This is a genomic window from Micromonospora sp. NPDC049662, assembly GCF_040675055.1.
Lineage (GTDB): Bacteria > Actinomycetota > Actinomycetes > Mycobacteriales > Micromonosporaceae > Micromonospora.
Genome location: NZ_JBFAOC010000001.1, coordinates 361,109 through 376,662, shown reverse-complemented (window position 1 = coordinate 376,662; position 15,554 = coordinate 361,109). Strand labels below are relative to the sequence as shown.

Genomic DNA, 15,554 nt, shown 5'->3' with positions numbered 1-15,554 from the left:
GACGGGCAGGTCGACCTGCTGGGCAAACCGAACACCGACTCCAATGCCCTCTGCATCCCTAAGGTGGCCCATCTCGTGGCGGGCCAGCCCCGGCTCGGTGCCTTGCCACAGGTCAGACGCCGCTGCCGATGCGCGGTCTAAGCTGGAGGTCGCTCGGCATTCTCGAGCTAACAACGCTGCCCAGCATCGGTGAGGAGCGGTGGGCCGTTAGGCCCCGGGAGGCTGACGTCATGGTCATGTCCGGCGAGGATGCGACGTACCTGTGCCAGTAGATGCGGCAGCCCGAGCTGTCGGACCTCCCGCGGTCGTTGCGGGCCACCGTCCGGGTAGGAATTCGGATGGTACTTGCGCGTCGCCTAGCACCGGCTCCGGCGTCCGCTAGCTCTGCACCCAAAGCTGTTGCTTATTGAGCGCCAACGCCAATGACCGGTGCATCACGAAGTTGCCGCCGACATCAAGCTCGCCAGTGCTCTGTCGATAGAGAAAGTTCACCCAACCCGCTCGAGTCTTGTTTGCGATCGCTCCTGCTTCGTAAAGCTGGCGAAGTAGTTCATCGATTTTGTCCCCAAGTTTCAAGTCACGCTCGGCAGCCTTCTCCAGAAGCGTCCGGCGAGAGAAGAAGTCGCCTGGCATTGCCTTCACTAGGCCCATGAAGGAGTCTATGTCGTTTTGACTGAATCCGAGACCGCGGAGCGTCGCCATTACGTCGTTGTAGAAAAAATTCTTCGCGTATTGACTTGCGGCGTCAATTATGGTGCTCTCCGGCAGGCGTCCGACTCTCTGTTCCCGCTGCGCCTGAATTTTAATGGCAGTCAGTAGTTGGCCGAGGTCGCGAGGGGTGTGCCGCGTCCGACTAAGAAGATAGTCATGTATGGCAATGTTGGTGCGCCCACCTCTAGGCTGAATGAATTTCGGGAAATACTGGGCGATTACGTCATTGATCCCGGGAGTGAGAGTTGCAGCTTTCTGCGAAAATAGGGTGAATAACTCACTGTCTTCTGGACGCTCGCTCGAGGGATACCAGTGCAGGTGAAAGCCGGAATCCTGCCTTACCTTCGGGGTTTCTCCAGAGGGGAGTCGGTCGTACATGTCTGGTCGAATGAGGATAACGAGACGCGCCGGCACTTGATTCTCAACGAATTCTAGATTCAACTTGTCGGCCGAAATTACTAGTGCTGCCAACTCTTCGAACGGCGCTTGGCCAGCAACGAATTGCTTATCAAGCCCATCCAAAACGACTAGGTGGACGGCTTCGCTTCGAAAATCGGTAACAAGTCGCCTAAGGACCTCGGTGGCGGTTGGGATGGCCAGCCCTTTGTTTGAGCGAGTCTTGCTGAACCCGCCCGTCAACCCTTTTAATGCCGCGCCGATGCTGGCTGTCGTGGACTCGATAACTACTTGCCGAAGCTTCAATCCCGGCAAAAAACCTAATTTCTCAAGCATTTCCACTGCTTTTCGAAAATCGGGATTTGCCCTCGACTGGGATCTTAAGTCTTCGTTGAATGAGTTCACTACGGCGAGGAGCAAGACCCAATTCCACGCCGTAGGGAGGCGAGCCTCAGTTGTTGTCCCGCCAGCCTCCAGATTAATGAAGTCCCGATAAGGGAACTCGTAGAGGTCATAACGCGTTACGAATGTGTTGGAGCGGATGTGACTTTCAAGCTCTAGGTGCTCGACGATGGCGGACTTCCCCGATCCCTTCGGGCCGAGGAGTACCGTTACATCCCCAGTGTGGAGTTTGGCGGGAAGGTCGAAAGCGTCGTAGAAGCCGCGAAGAAGCAAATCGGGTTGTGTTACGGCCTCTTTCCTGGCATCGGCTTTGCCGAAGTGCAGGTCGACGTACTGCGGCGCTCCACCCAACGTCATACTCGTTCATACCATGTGCAAGCCCGAAGCGTGCGCTCCGCCTCTCCGTCGGAAATCCGACTTCAGGAGGCACCTCGTCCTCTCACGCCGCCCATCGCTCGCTACTCTGTTCGGTAGCGGTGATCCGTCGGTCTCGGTTCGGTACTACTAGGCTTGGCGGGCACCAGCCGGTGTATCACCGAACTGCTGATGGCCAGGGGCTGCAGCAGGCGGTCGAGGGGGACGGCGAGCGATTGGCTGCACGGCGATCCACCTGCTCCCCGTAAGCCGGCAAGCGCGGCTTTGGACTGGGCGCCGATGACGCTGAGGATGCCCTCGTGCTCTAGTAGTTGACCCGCCACGTAGGCGTCCTTGATAACGAGGGCTTGTCCGATCAGGTCCGTGGCTAGGCTGCGAGATTCAGGCTTGTCTACGCCATCTCCCGCGTCGATGATCGAGAGGGCTAGGCGGGTGTGGAAGACGGCAAGGCTGGGCGTGGGTGTTAGCCGTCGGTACCTGTCGAGCATCGCGTCGAGGAGTGTCTTGTCGGGCTTGCCGGCGTTGCTTAGGTAAGCCAGGCACCCGGTGACAGCCTCTTCCCACGGGTCGCCGCTGGCGGTTTGAGTGATGATCGTGCGTGCATCCTTGGCCTCGCCCGCGAGGAGGTGGGCGATGATCGCGACCTGTCGGCCGTCGAGCATCCGTTGGCCGATTCCCTTGTGGCGCTTGAGGTGGTCGTACGCGTCCCGCCACCTTCCGGCACTGGTCAGTGCGCGGGTGCCGTCGGCGAGGAGCACGCCCCAGAGCCACTGCCGTACGTCTCGGTGGTCGGTCCCGTTCCAAGTGAGCCTGCTCGCCGCCAGGGGGTAGTCGTCGATCAGTGTGTCCGTACGTGTGGAGACCGCTTGAAAGAGGCTGGCGAGGATTCGATGGGCGGCATCGCCGTTGCCGTCTCTGATGTGCAGGCGAGCAAGGTTCACCAGCGGCTCCAGAGCATGCCGCGCAGCCTGCGCACCCAGAGGTCGTGCGGGCAGAAGATAGGCGTTGGCGTGGTCGTGGCACCATCTCCGGGCCAGCTCGGCCTGGCCGCAGTCGGAGGCGATGAGGGCGGCCTGGTTGAGCACCGCAGAGGCGGCCGACAGGTCGTCCTCACGCTGTGCGCGATCAGCGAGCGCGCAGAGGTCGTCGATGCGAGCGGCTACTGGTTTCGCGATGGGCCGCGGCCGGGCCACCAGGGGGAACCGTCGTAGGAGTTGGCTGTTCGGGTCCATGTCACTGCCATGTGACGGTGATCGGGTGGTGCGGTCGAGGGAGAACGAAGCACCCGACCGAGGGGTCTGCGGCGCCGGGTACGTCGGGCATCCCGAAGGAGACGTCACGGGTGCGGTGATCGGCGTCCCAGGTGCTGATTTCCTCGCTGACCTGCTGGGCCAGATCCTTGCCGCCGGGGCCGTGGCCGATGACGCCGACCTCGTACACCTTGCTGCCGTCAAGCCCCGGAGGTGCCGGGCGGAGGGTGAGGTAAGCGAGATCCTGGCCGCGGGTGGTGGCCATCGCGCCCCACTGGAACATCGGAGCGACAGCGCCCCGGTCCTTGGCCTGAGGCTGGACGTTCATCCGCATGATGGCGTTGTCGAGGCGACAAGCCAGCCAGAGGTCCATCCATTCGAACGAGACCATCGGCGGAAAGAGCACGCCGGTCCACAGCTCGTGCCGCTCGGAGTCGAGTACGCCGTAGAGCGCTGTGGCATCGGCAGTCTGATCTCTATTGACCTGCAGGGTCACGTCCTGCTCCGCGTTCAAGGCGACCAGTCGTCGGGCGTCGTCGCCGATACCGCGTAGTGGCATGAAGACGGCCAGTTCGCTGCCGTTGTCGCGCCATCCACTGTTGTGCCGTTCGAAGATGATGCAGCGGGATGCGGCGCCGCGCAGGCGCAGTGGCACCACCAGCCGACCTCCGGGGGCGAGCTGATCGAGCCACTGGGTGGGCGTCTCCCAGGCTCCGACGGTGGCGATGATCCGGTCGTACGGAGCGCCGGCGGGATGTCCGAGTGCTGCGTCACCGTGGATGACCTCGACGTTGGCCACGCCCGCGGCAGCGAGGTGTTCGCGAGCTCCGGCGACGAGATCCTCATCGACATCGATCGTGACGACGTGTCCCGTGTCGCCGACGATCGCGGCGAGGAGGGCGGCGTTGTAACCGGTCCCGGCGCCCGCTTCCATGATGCGATGGCCGGGCAGGGCGTTGAGCTGTTCGAGCATCATGGCGACGATGCGGGGTTGCGAGGCGGCGCTGATGGAGGTGCCGCGGCCGTCGGTCTTGGTATAGACCGGCGCGTCGGCGTAGGCCTGTTCCAGCGGGACGCCGGGCAGGAACAGGTGCCGGGGCGTCTGCCGCACCGCGGCTTCGACCCCGGAGGTCCGGATGACCCTGTCCGCGCGGAGCTGATCCGCGAGCTGGTTTCGCAGTTCGGCGGATTCGGTGGGCGTGGTCATCTGGACGACGCTAACGGCGGACGGCGTGGGTTCTGGGGTCGACACGGCGCTCCTTTGTGGGTTGAAGACGGTCTGTACCGCGAGTGCGGCGAGGATCGACTGGTCCTCAAGGGGCAGGCCGATCCGGTTGGCGTGGAAGATGACGTGATGGGCGATGACCGCACGCAGGCCCCGTCGGAGGCGACCGTGCCGCGCAAGGTCGGCGAGGTCCTGACCAGCTGCCTCGAACGCGTCGAGCCAGCTGCTGGAGCTGACGAGTGGGCTGTCTGAGTTGGGACGGGCGAGGCTGCGGACGTCTGCGGTCATGAGCCGCTTGACTGCGCGGCCCAGTACTGCGGCTGCCTGGTCCGGTAGGGCTGCGGCGGGTCGGTGCTCGGCGACCTTGGCCCACACGTCGCCCTGCTCGTACCAGTCCAGGCCGGCGCCGCGCATCAGCACGCTGCACAGCACGACGGCGAGTTCGCGCCTCCCGAGCGGAGCCGACTCCGCGCAACCAGGATCGAGGAGTAGATGCCGGGAGTCATCGTGGAAGAGGCGGTGCGCGATCTGCATACCGGCCGTGCCACCGAACGCCAGCGCCTCGGGCTCGTAGACACCTCGGGTCCAGTTCGTGATCAGCTTGTCGACGGTGAGCTTCTCCAGCAGGTCCTCGACCACGTAGGAGGAAGGATCGTCGGCGAGGTATCGCCACCGCCAGCAGGGGTACTTGCGGATGTACCACCAGTTGTGGAGGACGCCCGCGTTCTGCGCGGTGGCGAGTGCGGGGGCGAGCAGGGTGGTGGCGACGTGTTCGGCCGTTGCGGGATCTGCGCTTTCGACGGTGTACTGCCGCCAGGCGGACATGGGCATCGGACTGGGTGTCCTCACGTGAGAGGGCGAATGGCTGGCATGGTGAGTAGGCAGGAGTCCCAGGCGCTGCTCGTCGGTGCCGCACTGCCACAGCTGAGCGCAGCCAGAGCGACTCCGGCGGCGCCGTCCAGGAGCCCAGGGTGCGTCTGGTCCCCGAGTAGGGCGGCGGCCGCACGGTGGGCTTCTGTTTCTGTCGGTCCGATTCCGTTAAGCAGGCGCGGAACGAGACCCTTCAGGCGAGCGGCGGTTTCGTCTGAAGCGTCGGAGGCGGCGCGGTGTGCAAGGTGGGCGAGGCCCGCGTACCCATGACACAGCGACGCGTCCGTCACTAGGGCGAGTTGGTGGGGGTCGCCGAGGGCGCGTGTCAGCGCGTCCTCGGCGGCGGCGCGACGGACCGGGTCGCCGACGGCGAGCCCGGCGAGTTGCTGAGCGCGGCCCAGCCCGGCGGTGCCGTAACACCATGATGGCCGTTGGGCCCGCCCGGTCGGAGCGCTGCCGCCATGCAGCTGGGGTCGGCTGATCCAGTACGGCCAGATCGGGCCCGCGTCGGTCTCGCTGCGCCACCGGTCGAGCCAGGCGCAGATGGTGGTGATCGTGGCGAGCTGGCCGTCGACGATGACGCCTCGCAGGGCGGCAATCGACAGCAGGGCCAGAGGTCCGCCGATGCCATGGGCCACCCCGTTGTTGCTGTGACCGCCGGGGAACCGGTCATCTGCGCGTCCGTCGGGGCCACTGCCGGTCCACCAGCCGGGTAGCACCTCATTGTCGTGGCGCAGGGGAGCGGTCAGCCGGACCAGGTACTCGAGGACGGCTCGTAGTTCCTGATCGCTGCTGGGGCGGGACAGCAGGTAGGCGCCGACCCCGGTGAGGCCGCGGATGGCGTCGAACTCGGCCAGGGCGGGCAGGCCGCCGGCGTCGATCCGAGCGTGGGCGGTTGCCACCCGGCGCCGGGCGTCGGCGGCGATGGCTGCGTCCAGCTCGTCCTGCGCGCGGGCGTACGCGCCGGGTCGGTGGGCGGCAGCGCAGGCAAGGACATGCGCCAGCGCCGGTGCGCCGTGGAACGGGTGGCTGTCCGCCCCTACCGTTACCGGGCCGCCGGTAACGGCGGCGAGCCATCGGTGGGCCCGTTGCCACGGTCTTAGCCCCGCCGCTGCCAGCTCGACATGCAGCAGCGCGATACCGGGTACGCCGAGGGCCAGCGACTGCCGCCACCACGGTTGGCGGGTCGGTAGGGAAGGGGCGTCGGGATGGGCCAGCAGGTCGCCAATGGTGACGGCCAGCTGCTCGCACTGGGCCGGATTCACGAATCGCGCCGAGCGAAGTAGGCGAGGGCAGTAGCGCGGGCGAGGTAGCGGCACTGATCCTCGTCGTCGAAATCGATGCCCACCGCACGGATGAAATGAGCGTGCAGGAGCGAGCCGAGGACGTCGTCGACGTTGATGCCCTCGGTGTGCGGGCCTGGGAAGTGGGTGCGGTAGGCGGCGAGTGCCACGTCGCGGCTCTTCCAGGCGTCGACGATCGCTGCACCCCCGTGAAGCTGGCGCAGGGCAGTCCAGTCGTTCCCCGGGTCAGAAAGCCTTACCGCTTCGCGGAACACCGGCCGGGCTATTGGATGCGGCGCCGTCGCGGGTACGTGGTCGATCAGCCAGCGCATGCCCTCGTCCAGGCCGCCGGCGAACGCGATGGCGATGGCCACGGTGTGCGCGGCGACCAAGGCCTGGCGGCTCGGGCGTACCAGCTGCCGCAGGTGCGTGGCCACTGCGTGAGAGTCGGCGATGAAGACCCCCTCGGCCGCTTGCATCGCCGGACCGGAGCCCCACCGACCGGTTTCCGGATACGAGGTGGCGTACTGCACCTCCCGCAGCAGGCCACGTCGACGCAGGTCGTCGGCCCAGGCGCTGACCCGTTGCGCCGCGGGTCCGAACGCGGACACGTCGGGTAGTGCGATGCGTAGACGTAGGTGCTGGTCGGGGTCGCGGAACCGGAGGAACCACCAGTCGGGCGGCACCTCCCATTTGGCTAGCAGCCGTGGCAGATGCGCGGCGAGGAGAAGGTCCTGGCGGCGGATGTCCCCGTAGAGCTTGGCGAGCAGGATTCGGGAGGCGGCCGGAGTCTGGCCCTGGTCGCGCGTGATGACGCGGGCTGGCGTTGGGGCGGGGAGAGGTGGCCAGGGCGGCGGCTCGGTAGCGCGCAGGGCGACGATGACCTCATGGGCCCGCCCGCCGCACCATCCGAGGTTCTCGGGGGTAGGCGCCTCCGTGAGAACGGCTCGCGGCGCGGTGAGCAGATGGGTGCGCAGCAGGACCCGGTGCGCCGACTCGTCGAGGTCCAGCGGCAGACGCCGGTCGGCCTCGACGAGATGCACCAGGCGCGGTAGGCGACGGCGCGTTCTCCACCGGTCGAGGGCGTCGTCCCAGGCGTACCAGGACTGGTGGCGGTCGGCTAGCTCGCTGGCCTGCAGTCGCCATGTGGCTGGAGCCAGGATCGCTCGTCCGTACCGCAGTCGGGGAAGAAAGGGTAGCTGGGCTCGGGCTGCGGCGCCCCAGTTGAACGCGGTCACCTGGGCGCACTGGGCGCGCCCGACCTCGATGATGAACCGGGCCAATGGCGGAGTGTGTGTCCGCAGGTTCAGCGCGTGCATGCCGACCGCCTCGACCCGCTGGCCCCGCTCAGGAACGGCGAGGAACATACGCCGGCCGTCGCACCCGACGGCCAGGTCGTCGACGGTGAGTACCGACCGTGCCGATCGACGGTGCTCCGCCAGACTGATCACCGTCGGCAGAAGCTGAACAGCGCGCGCAACGTGGGCGGTCGCCGGGTCCAGTGGTGGGAACGACAGCTGGACGGGCACAGTTTCCCGATCGCCGGCAGGCAGGTCGGTGAGCCCGGCGGCGAACCGCCCGGCGTCGGCCGACCATAGGACGCTCAGGAACCTTCCGGTGAGTCCGCCGGCGGCTCGGGAGACGGCGACGATTTCGATCTGGAAGTCGCCGCGCGCGAGGGCCGCCTCGTCGGCCGCCTGTACGCGGACACTCGCCTCCAAATGTGGGGGCAGCCGTAGCCGCTGGGTACCCAGCTCCATCTGCGCGATCAGCGCGTCGTCGAGGACAACCTCGTCCTCGCCATCGAGCGCAGCCCGCTGGGCAATGGCGAGGAGCACCTCGTCTCGTCGGGACATCGGCGGGCGCACTTCGACCGGTGCGGCTCCGGGGTACCCGTCCGGGAATCCGAGACCGCTGTCCGGGTCGACGACATCTCTTAAGGGCACCAATGACCCGATCCCGTATCGCTCGTAGAAGCGCTGGTGGTACGCCTTCCAGCCCGCCGTGCCGTAGGGGTGGGCGCTCAGTTGCGTCAGGACGAGGGCGGCGCGCTCGACGTCCCGCGCCACCTGATCGGGAAGGGTCACCGACGCGTCCAGGCGGAGATCCACCGCGAGAGGTTCGTGCGTCGACAGGGCGAGGCTCCGCATCTGCGTGGTCACCTGCCGGCGAGTCGCCCGGGCGTTCGTGGATTGCGCAACGTTGTGCCGCTGTAGCCCGGCGTGTGCCTCGCGCAGCCCCTGGACGACGTTGGCGATCGAAGGGACCGTGGCAGCATCCACCTCGTCCAGTTGGAGCAGCAGGTGGCCGAATGCGTCCGGTTCAGTACCGGGCGCGTGCAGGTTGGTGATGAGGGCGTGTTGAGCGATCAGCTGGGTGACCATCGATGTCACCAGCGTCCCGCTGGCGTGGGGAAACGCCGCCTGCACCCGCGAGGCGAGCACATCGACTCGGATCGGGCACTGCGCGGCTGCGAGGGCAGTCCGTACCGGCGCCGAGTACCGCAGCGAGACTTCGGCGGCGGCCGGTCCCCCAGCGGGGCGGGCTTGTGGCTGGTAGGGGATGACGAGCCGGTTGTCGCGTACGGTCATCGTGGTGTTCGCGACCACCGATAGTCGGGTGACCAGCTCAGGACATGCCTCCAGGCGGTTGATCACGTCGCTGATCCACGCCGCACCCGCACGCGCGACGGCCTGGTGCGAGGTACCCCACCTGCTGGGCAACCGTGAGCCGAACACAGCCGGTGCCACGCCCGCGAGAAGTCCGAATGGGGTGGGGCGGCCGAGCAAACGCTGCGCGTATCGGGCAACGGACTGAATCACCCGCCGTGTCTCACGGGTCGTGAGCGCGTTGCCCGCACACAGCTTGCCCACCTGGGCGGTGAGAACCGGACTCGCCTGACTCACCGCGTCGGCGACCGTGTCGATGGCCCAGACCTGGCGCAACCAGGAGATCCAAACGGGAACCAGATCAGCGCGAGGCTCGGTCAGGTCCGGCCACGGCGGCAGCTCGATCTCAGGGTGAGCGACTGCGCGGACGAGCGCGGTGTGGGTTGATCGGTAAGCAGGAGAGTCTTGGGGAGAGCGCACACTGCACCTCGCTGAGGATCTGGACGGGGTGGCCGGCCGGCACGAGCGGAACTGCTGTTTGCCGTCGTGCCGGCCGGCGTTGGACGGTTGCGGTCAGGCGACGTTGGTGGTGCAAGCGGTGCAGGTGCTGCCACAGCCGTCGTCGGTCAGGTTGACCAGGCCCGCCAGGTCGGTCACCTCCAGAAAAGTGACGTCGAGGTCGAACTCGTCGTCGCTGCCGGTGTGCTCCAGAATGCTGTCTGCCATTTCTCCTCCGATCCGGAGATCCGGGCCGACCTGGCCCGGGGGTGATGCTGAGGTGGCGGCGGTGCCACCCCTACCGCCCCTTGCGGGCGGAGCTGTGCTGCCGGTACCTGCCGGGTGTGGGCAGGTCAGGGCCGTGCGGGATACCCGGCGCCGTTGGTCTTGCCGCTCGAAGATGAGCACGTACGAGAACAAGCCGGGCCGACGTCGGGTCACTCGTTACTGCGCCGCGAGGACCTCCCCGGTTCTCGCGGGTCAATCACGAGCTGGGACGTCGACCCCGTCGGCGGACACGGCGAAGCCCAGCCCGCTACGCCCCACGGGGTCATAGCGACCGCCGACCCGGCAACGGGATGCTCGTGGGAAAGCCATTCGGTCGGGCGGCGCGCGGCTGCCCGCGCCACATCCGCCAGATCGTCGGTCCGCTCGTGGGCAGGATCATCGGCGGCCCGGCGCAATAGCCGAGTCGGACGTACAGTTCCCGGTTGCGCACGTTGCTCGCCTCCAGGTACGCCGGCATGCCGAGCTCGTCGAGCTGGCGGTGACGGTGGGTGAGCAATGCCGCGCCGACGCCGCGGTTCTGCTGCTCGGGCTTGACAGCGACGTACGCGAGATAGTGGTGTGGCTCGCTCGGATGGAAGGCCTCGAACACGGCGTCGAGGAGGGCGAACTTCGGCGCGTACGCCTTCGTGGCCGCTTCTAGCGCTGCCTGATACCCCGGCGACTCTCCTAGCGGGGGTTCGGCCCGGGGGTACCAGATCGACACGGCGGAAAGGTCGGTGGTGGTGTCGACGTGACCGTGGTCGAAGCCGTGATCGAGGACGAGCTCGAAGTACCGGTGGTAGACGGCCTCGCGATCCGCATGGTCGGGGACCAGCCAATCGGCTACGGGCCCGTCGAAGAATGCCGCCGCGAGGACGGAGGTCAGGGGCCTCATGTCGTCGCGAGTTGCCTGGCGCACGGTCGTGGTGGTGCTGGTGACGGTCATGCTCACTCCCTGGTTCGGGGTCAGGCCGGTTGGCGAATGGCGTTAGGACTGCGGAGGGACGCGGTAGCGCTCTCCGCGCCGAGTCCGACGGCCTGATAGATCTCGGGCTTTGCGGCGCGGAGAATCAGCGCCCAGACCGTGCCGGCGAGCGCGGCAGCGACGTACGCGGCCGGGAAGAGCCAGCGCAGCGGCGACTGCGGGGGGACGCCGAGGAGGGTGTCGAACTCGCGCACGGTGATGAAGAGGATCGCGGTCAGTGCCAGCGTGGCGATCACCGGCGCGATCGTGGACCGCCAGGGCCCCTCGCAATGCCGGATGTGGGCGAAGAAGCCAACCACCGCCGCCGAGGTGACGGTCATGAGGACCAGGACGCCGAGGCCGCCGGTGACGGTGACCCAGAAGAACAGATGCACGACCGGGTCGGCGCCGGCGACGGCGTAGCCGATGAGGACAGCCATCGCGAGGGCGCTCTGGATGATGGAGCCGATCTTCGGCGCACCGGTGCGGTGGCTGGTCCGGCCGAGGGCGGCAGGCAGGACGCGCTCCCGTCCGAGCGCGAACAGGTATCGGGCCACGGTGTGGTGGAACGACAGCAGTGCGGCGAACAGACTCGTGATGAACAGGACCCGGCCGACCGTGACGACACTCGCCCCGAGATGCGGCGACACCAGATTGAAGATCAGCTCGGTGCCGTCCGCGCGGGCCGCGTCCACGATCATGTCCGGCCCGGTGGCGACGGACATCGCCCACGCCGACAGGCCGTAGAGCAGGCCGGTGGTCGCCACCGCGATGTACGTGGCCCGCGCGACGGTCCGGTGTGGGTCCTTGGTCTCTTCGCTGAAGACGACGGTGCCCTCGAAGCCGACGAAGCCCGTGATCGCGGTGACCAGCGCGGCACCGATGCCAGCGGCAACCAGGTGTGACGGGGCGAGCGTGTCGAAGGTGACCGTTCCGCCGGCGGGGTTGCCCACCATCACCACGTCGAAGATGAGGGCGACCGCGCATTCACCGACGAGCATCGCGGCCAGCACCTTGCCGTTGAGGTCGATGCGCAGCAGACCGAGGACGGCGACGGCGGCCCAGGCGGCCAACGCGCAGACCCACCATGCGACGTTCCAGCCGTACTGGCTCTGTAGGAACTGGGCGAGGACGGCGCCGAACCCGCCGTACAGTCCGATCTGCATGGCGTTGTACGCCAGCAGCGCGACCATGGCCGCCGCGACGCCGGCCGGTCGGCCCAGTCCGTGCGTCACGTAGGTGTAGAAGGCGCCGGCGTTGACGATCCGCCGGGACATGGCGACGTAGCCGACCGCAAAAAGGGCCAGCACCGCCCCGACGATTAGATACGACACCGGGATGCCACGGACGCCGGTGACGGCGTACCCGGTGGTCGCGCCGCCCGCGATGACGGTGAGGGGTGCGGCTGCGGCGATCACGAAGAACACCACGGAGGGGATTCCGAGTCGGCCGCGGGCCAGAACGGTGGTGACCGTGTCGGCCTTCGAGTGGTGCATGGTCTCTCTTTCGCTCGGGGGTGTCTGGTCAGGGCAGGTCACGAGGTGCGGTGGCTCAGAACGCCTACGCCGACAGCGGCGCCTAGTTCGGCGAGCAGGTCACGCAGGGGTGGCCACGACTGGTCGAGCAGGCGGCGCAGGTGCGCGTGAGCCGCGTACGGTGCGCCATCGAGCAGAGCCGCATCCAGCTGGGTGTGCAGCGTCAGGCCAGCCAGTGCGACGTCGAAGTGGGTGAGCTGCTGGTAGGTGCGCAGCTGCTGGGAGAGCCGTGCCCACGACCACGCTGCGGTGTTCATGTCTGCCGGCACGTAGACGGTGCGTTGCCGCCAGAGCCGACTGATCTGTTGCTGCTGAAGAAGCCCGACCTGCCACATGCGTGTGGCGACCTGCTCGTAGGCAGTGGTGGCGAGGAAGGCCAACCAGATCCGCGTCTCGTCGTACTGCGGCTGGCCGATCAACCGGTCGAGAACAACGTGTTGCAGCCAGTCTTTCGGCGGAGAGCTCGCCAGCACACGAACGTGCCCACGGTCGAAGGTGATCCGACCCTCGTAGTACAGCTCGGCGAGTAGAGCAGCGGACAGGCCCAGAGTCAGCGCGGTGCGGTGGAGCCTGGGCTGACCGGTCCGGTCGTCATGCGTCATGAAGAAGAACTCGTCAGCGATGCGGGGGGATATCGCGACGGCCGTACCGACGGCTCTGACCGGCCGTTGTGGTACCGGTGGTTCGCGGTGGTCGGGCTCGGCGCACTCGTCGGCTGTGCCAGGGGCTCGGTTCACCTCGGCTGACCTCCCGTGGGATAGATGTCGGCGGGGGAGAGGAGACCGAGCCGGTTGAGGAGTTCTCGGCCACCGGCATGGCCGTCGAGCTCCTCCACCGCCCAGCTCTGCTGCTTGCACCCGTTGTCGCCGCAGTTCAGGCAGGTGCCACCGCCCGTGTGTTGCAGCACCGTCAGCCGCGCAGACGCGAAGCGGTCGACGGAGCGGCAGCCTTCGTCAGTGCTGGTCATGGGGCGTCTGCGCGATGCGTCGTAGCGCGGCGACACTGACGCGCAGTTCCATGCAGGGCGGGTGCTGTTCCACCCTGGGGGAGTCGCACTGAGGGTGATGGCCGCGTACCCACATCCACTCCTCGCTGAGGTGAGTAAGGTCGGTGCGCAGCCAGGCGACGACGACATCAACGCACGTCCCGGGGATCAGATCCCGGCCGAACGACCAGTCGTCCGGCCCTAGCCGGAGCAGCGTTCCGGCCTCAATGGCGGACAGCTCGGTGGGATTGGTCATCGCTGGGACTTCTCGTCGCGGTGGAGTCCGAGACCCGTCGGCTGGTCGTGCGCTGCGGGCTCGGAGGCCGTCCAGAAGGCACGGTTCTCAGCGGCGATCTCCTGGGCGGACGGTCGAGCCGGATCGGATGCGCGAGTTTCATTCCACCCGCCGTGGTGGGCGAACAGCGTTGCCGCTCCTTCACAGTCGATGCCCAACGGCTGGTAGCGCTGACTGTCCTGTGCCGGGACAAACCACTTGATTCGCTTCATCACCGTCATCTCCCTCACTGGATGGGCGCGTGACTTTGGCGCTTTCCGGGGCTGGCCGCTGCCCGCCTGTCGGGTGCAGGGACCGCCGCGCATGGGGGAACGCGACGAGCCCTGCACCCTGCTGGTGCGGGTGTGTCGTGGCAGGCATAAGCCCAGTTGGAAAGCCCGGCGGGGTCGCCGCTGCTTCGCTGCGGTGTGCTGTCCGGTGAGCTCGTGGCTCGATGGCGAATAGCTGATTGCGATTCAACGATCACGGACTGCTGAGCGGCTGGGAATGCCGACCTTTGGTCCGACCTCGTGTACCGACCTTTGGTCCGACCAGACCCTGAGCTGGGCATTCACGGTCGGATGGCGATCGCAGCCAAGATCGATCCGTCGCTGTCGGGGTTACATTGAGATCACCGAGCCGGCCGTATGGTCGACCGGCTCGACGAAGCCGTGGAGGCCGCCGGTGACCAGACCCAGCCCGTACGTCCGGCGGCGTTGGCTTGGTCGCGAGATCAGGCGCCTGCGTAACGAGCACGGGCTGGCGGCCGAACCACTAGCGCGCACCGTCGGGTTTCCGCGGCAACAGCTCAGCGCACTCGAGAACGGGCACCTCGGCCCCGACATCGATCTGGTCAGCGCGATCTGCGACTACCTGACCGTCGGCAACGTACGGCGGCGAGCCATGATGGACGCGGCGACCGACGGTTGGACGCGTGGGTGGTGGGCGACCGACGCGGAGCGAATGGGGGCCCGGCAGGCCATCTACGCCGACCTTGAGAGCGGCACCAGTGCCATCACGGAGTACGCCTTGGCGCTGGTGCCCGGTCTGCTCCAGACGAGGGCGTTCGCCGATGCTCGCTTGCGGAGCGACCCTGCCCGCCATGCCGAGACCTTCGATCCCGATGCAGCGGTCGCCGCCCGGGCGTACCGGCAGCAACTGCTGCTCGCCGTCGGTGGGCCGCGCTACGACGTTGTGCTCGACGAAATCGCGATCCGCCGCTGCGCCGCCGACCCACACATCGTCGCGGACCAGCTCCGGCACATCATCGATGTCTGCGCTGCATACCCAGGCGTGACCGTCCGCGTCTTGCCGATCGGCGCCTCCATCAAGGGCCACAGCGCACCCAGATCCGCGTACTCGATCTACCGCTACCGCGACACGCCGGACTGTTTGGCTGTCGCCGCCGATACGCTCACGAGTGATCTGATTTACACCGAGCCGGATGAGATCCAGCCCTATCTCAGCCTGCACAGCCGGCTGAAGGCCGCAGCGCTTGCACCTGACGTCGGCATCCACCTGCTTCGTGTCGCGGCGCAGGAACTGCTCCCCGCCAAAGGAGTCTCCGCATGAGATCACCCTCTACGGCATGGCGTAAGTCCAGCCGCAGCGACGATGGCAACTGCGTCGAGGTCGCCTACGGGAGTGATGGTGCTGTCGGCGTACGCGACTCGAAGGACGTCGTCGGTCCGATACTGGAGTTCGGCTCCGCCGCATGGAACGCCTTTACCGACAGCATCCGGACCGGCAGGCTCAGTGGCTGACTATGGCCAGAGTGAGCTGTAGCGCCTTACGGTGTGACCTGGCAAGCGGTGCCCGAGCGTGAGCCGAGGGAACGTAGCCCCTCTGGCCTCGATGTTGGCTCCTAGGCATCGATTCATAACGCTTTGCGTAGCTGAGCGGCAGCGAGG

General features: G+C 67.1%; 14 protein-coding genes. 2 read left to right on the top strand and 12 right to left on the bottom strand.

From position 1 onward, the window contains the following. Window positions 1-378: 378 nt before the first annotated feature. From AB0J36_RS01525 to AB0J36_RS01470, 12 genes are all read right to left on the bottom strand, one after another. A complete protein-coding gene (locus AB0J36_RS01525; RefSeq protein WP_363659972.1) occupies window positions 379-1,866 on the bottom strand; it encodes a hypothetical protein in 1,488 nt (495 codons plus the stop codon). Window positions 1,867-1,967: 101 nt separating this feature from the next. After that, window positions 1,968-3,116 (bottom strand): hypothetical protein, encoded by a 1,149-nt coding sequence (locus tag AB0J36_RS01520; RefSeq protein ID WP_363659971.1) that lies wholly within the window; start codon window positions 3,114-3,116, stop codon window positions 1,968-1,970. 1 nt (window position 3,117) lies between these two features. Next, the gene (gene fxlM, locus AB0J36_RS01515; RefSeq protein WP_363659970.1) at window positions 3,118-5,190 is read right to left on the bottom strand and encodes a methyltransferase, FxLD system; all 2,073 of its coding nucleotides are present in this window, start codon (window positions 5,188-5,190) and stop codon (window positions 3,118-3,120) included. A gap of 14 nt (window positions 5,191-5,204) precedes the next feature. After that, a complete protein-coding gene (locus tag AB0J36_RS01510; protein ID WP_363659969.1) occupies window positions 5,205-6,494 on the bottom strand; it encodes a lanthionine synthetase C family protein in 1,290 nt (429 codons plus the stop codon). After that, on the bottom strand, window positions 6,491-9,601 hold the full coding sequence (locus AB0J36_RS01505) for a lantibiotic dehydratase (RefSeq protein WP_363659968.1): 3,111 nt from the start codon (window positions 9,599-9,601) through the stop codon (window positions 6,491-6,493). Before AB0J36_RS01505 ends, AB0J36_RS01510 begins: the two co-directional genes overlap by 4 nt. 93 nt (window positions 9,602-9,694) lie before the next feature. Further along, a complete protein-coding gene (locus AB0J36_RS01500; protein ID WP_363659967.1) occupies window positions 9,695-9,847 on the bottom strand; it encodes an FxLD family lanthipeptide in 153 nt (50 codons plus the stop codon). A 322-nt stretch (window positions 9,848-10,169) separates the two neighbouring features. After that, a complete protein-coding gene (locus AB0J36_RS01495; RefSeq protein WP_363659966.1) occupies window positions 10,170-10,832 on the bottom strand; it encodes a GNAT family N-acetyltransferase in 663 nt (220 codons plus the stop codon). Between the two features lie 20 nt (window positions 10,833-10,852). Continuing rightward, on the bottom strand, window positions 10,853-12,346 hold the full coding sequence (locus AB0J36_RS01490) for an APC family permease (RefSeq protein ID WP_363659965.1): 1,494 nt from the start codon (window positions 12,344-12,346) through the stop codon (window positions 10,853-10,855). A gap of 38 nt (window positions 12,347-12,384) precedes the next feature. Next, a complete protein-coding gene (locus tag AB0J36_RS01485) occupies window positions 12,385-13,122 on the bottom strand; it encodes a GPP34 family phosphoprotein (RefSeq protein WP_363659964.1) in 738 nt (245 codons plus the stop codon). After that, the gene (locus AB0J36_RS01480) at window positions 13,119-13,352 is read right to left on the bottom strand and encodes a hypothetical protein (protein ID WP_363659963.1); all 234 of its coding nucleotides are present in this window, start codon (window positions 13,350-13,352) and stop codon (window positions 13,119-13,121) included. The genes AB0J36_RS01485 and AB0J36_RS01480 overlap by 4 nt, the downstream gene beginning before the upstream one ends. Next, window positions 13,339-13,626, bottom strand: coding sequence for a hypothetical protein (locus AB0J36_RS01475; RefSeq protein WP_363659962.1), 288 nt, complete (start codon window positions 13,624-13,626; stop codon window positions 13,339-13,341). The genes AB0J36_RS01480 and AB0J36_RS01475 overlap by 14 nt, the downstream gene beginning before the upstream one ends. Continuing rightward, the gene (locus tag AB0J36_RS01470) at window positions 13,623-13,886 is read right to left on the bottom strand and encodes a hypothetical protein (protein WP_363659961.1); all 264 of its coding nucleotides are present in this window, start codon (window positions 13,884-13,886) and stop codon (window positions 13,623-13,625) included. The genes AB0J36_RS01475 and AB0J36_RS01470 overlap by 4 nt, the downstream gene beginning before the upstream one ends. Before the next feature lie 442 nt (window positions 13,887-14,328). Between AB0J36_RS01470 and AB0J36_RS01465 the strand changes: the two genes are divergently transcribed. Next, window positions 14,329-15,216 carry a helix-turn-helix transcriptional regulator gene (locus tag AB0J36_RS01465; protein WP_363659960.1) on the top strand — a complete coding sequence of 296 codons (888 nt, stop codon included), beginning with the start codon at window positions 14,329-14,331 and terminating at the stop codon, window positions 15,214-15,216. After that, window positions 15,213-15,407 (top strand): DUF397 domain-containing protein, encoded by a 195-nt coding sequence (locus tag AB0J36_RS01460; protein ID WP_363659959.1) that lies wholly within the window; start codon window positions 15,213-15,215, stop codon window positions 15,405-15,407. The genes AB0J36_RS01465 and AB0J36_RS01460 overlap by 4 nt, the downstream gene beginning before the upstream one ends. Window positions 15,408-15,554: the final 147 nt, after the last annotated feature.

Excerpts from the sequence above, each read along its gene's own strand:
- AB0J36_RS01475 (WP_363659962.1), bottom strand. The coding sequence starts at position 13,626 with ATGACCAATCCCACCGAGCTGTCCGCCATTGAGGCCGGAACGCTGCTC.
- fxlM (WP_363659970.1), bottom strand. The coding sequence starts at position 5,190 with ATGCCCATGTCCGCCTGGCGGCAGTACACCGTCGAAAGCGCAGATCCC.
- AB0J36_RS01470 (WP_363659961.1), bottom strand. The coding sequence starts at position 13,886 with ATGACGGTGATGAAGCGAATCAAGTGGTTTGTCCCGGCACAGGACAGT.
- AB0J36_RS01500 (WP_363659967.1), bottom strand. The coding sequence starts at position 9,847 with ATGGCAGACAGCATTCTGGAGCACACCGGCAGCGACGACGAGTTCGAC.
- AB0J36_RS01520 (WP_363659971.1), bottom strand. The coding sequence starts at position 3,116 with ATGGACCCGAACAGCCAACTCCTACGACGGTTCCCCCTGGTGGCCCGG.
- AB0J36_RS01525 (WP_363659972.1), bottom strand. The coding sequence starts at position 1,866 with ATGACGTTGGGTGGAGCGCCGCAGTACGTCGACCTGCACTTCGGCAAA.
- AB0J36_RS01460 (WP_363659959.1), top strand. The coding sequence starts at position 15,213 with ATGAGATCACCCTCTACGGCATGGCGTAAGTCCAGCCGCAGCGACGAT.
- AB0J36_RS01495 (WP_363659966.1), bottom strand. The coding sequence starts at position 10,832 with ATGACCGTCACCAGCACCACCACGACCGTGCGCCAGGCAACTCGCGAC.
- AB0J36_RS01480 (WP_363659963.1), bottom strand. The coding sequence starts at position 13,352 with ATGACCAGCACTGACGAAGGCTGCCGCTCCGTCGACCGCTTCGCGTCT.
- AB0J36_RS01490 (WP_363659965.1), bottom strand. The coding sequence starts at position 12,346 with ATGCACCACTCGAAGGCCGACACGGTCACCACCGTTCTGGCCCGCGGC.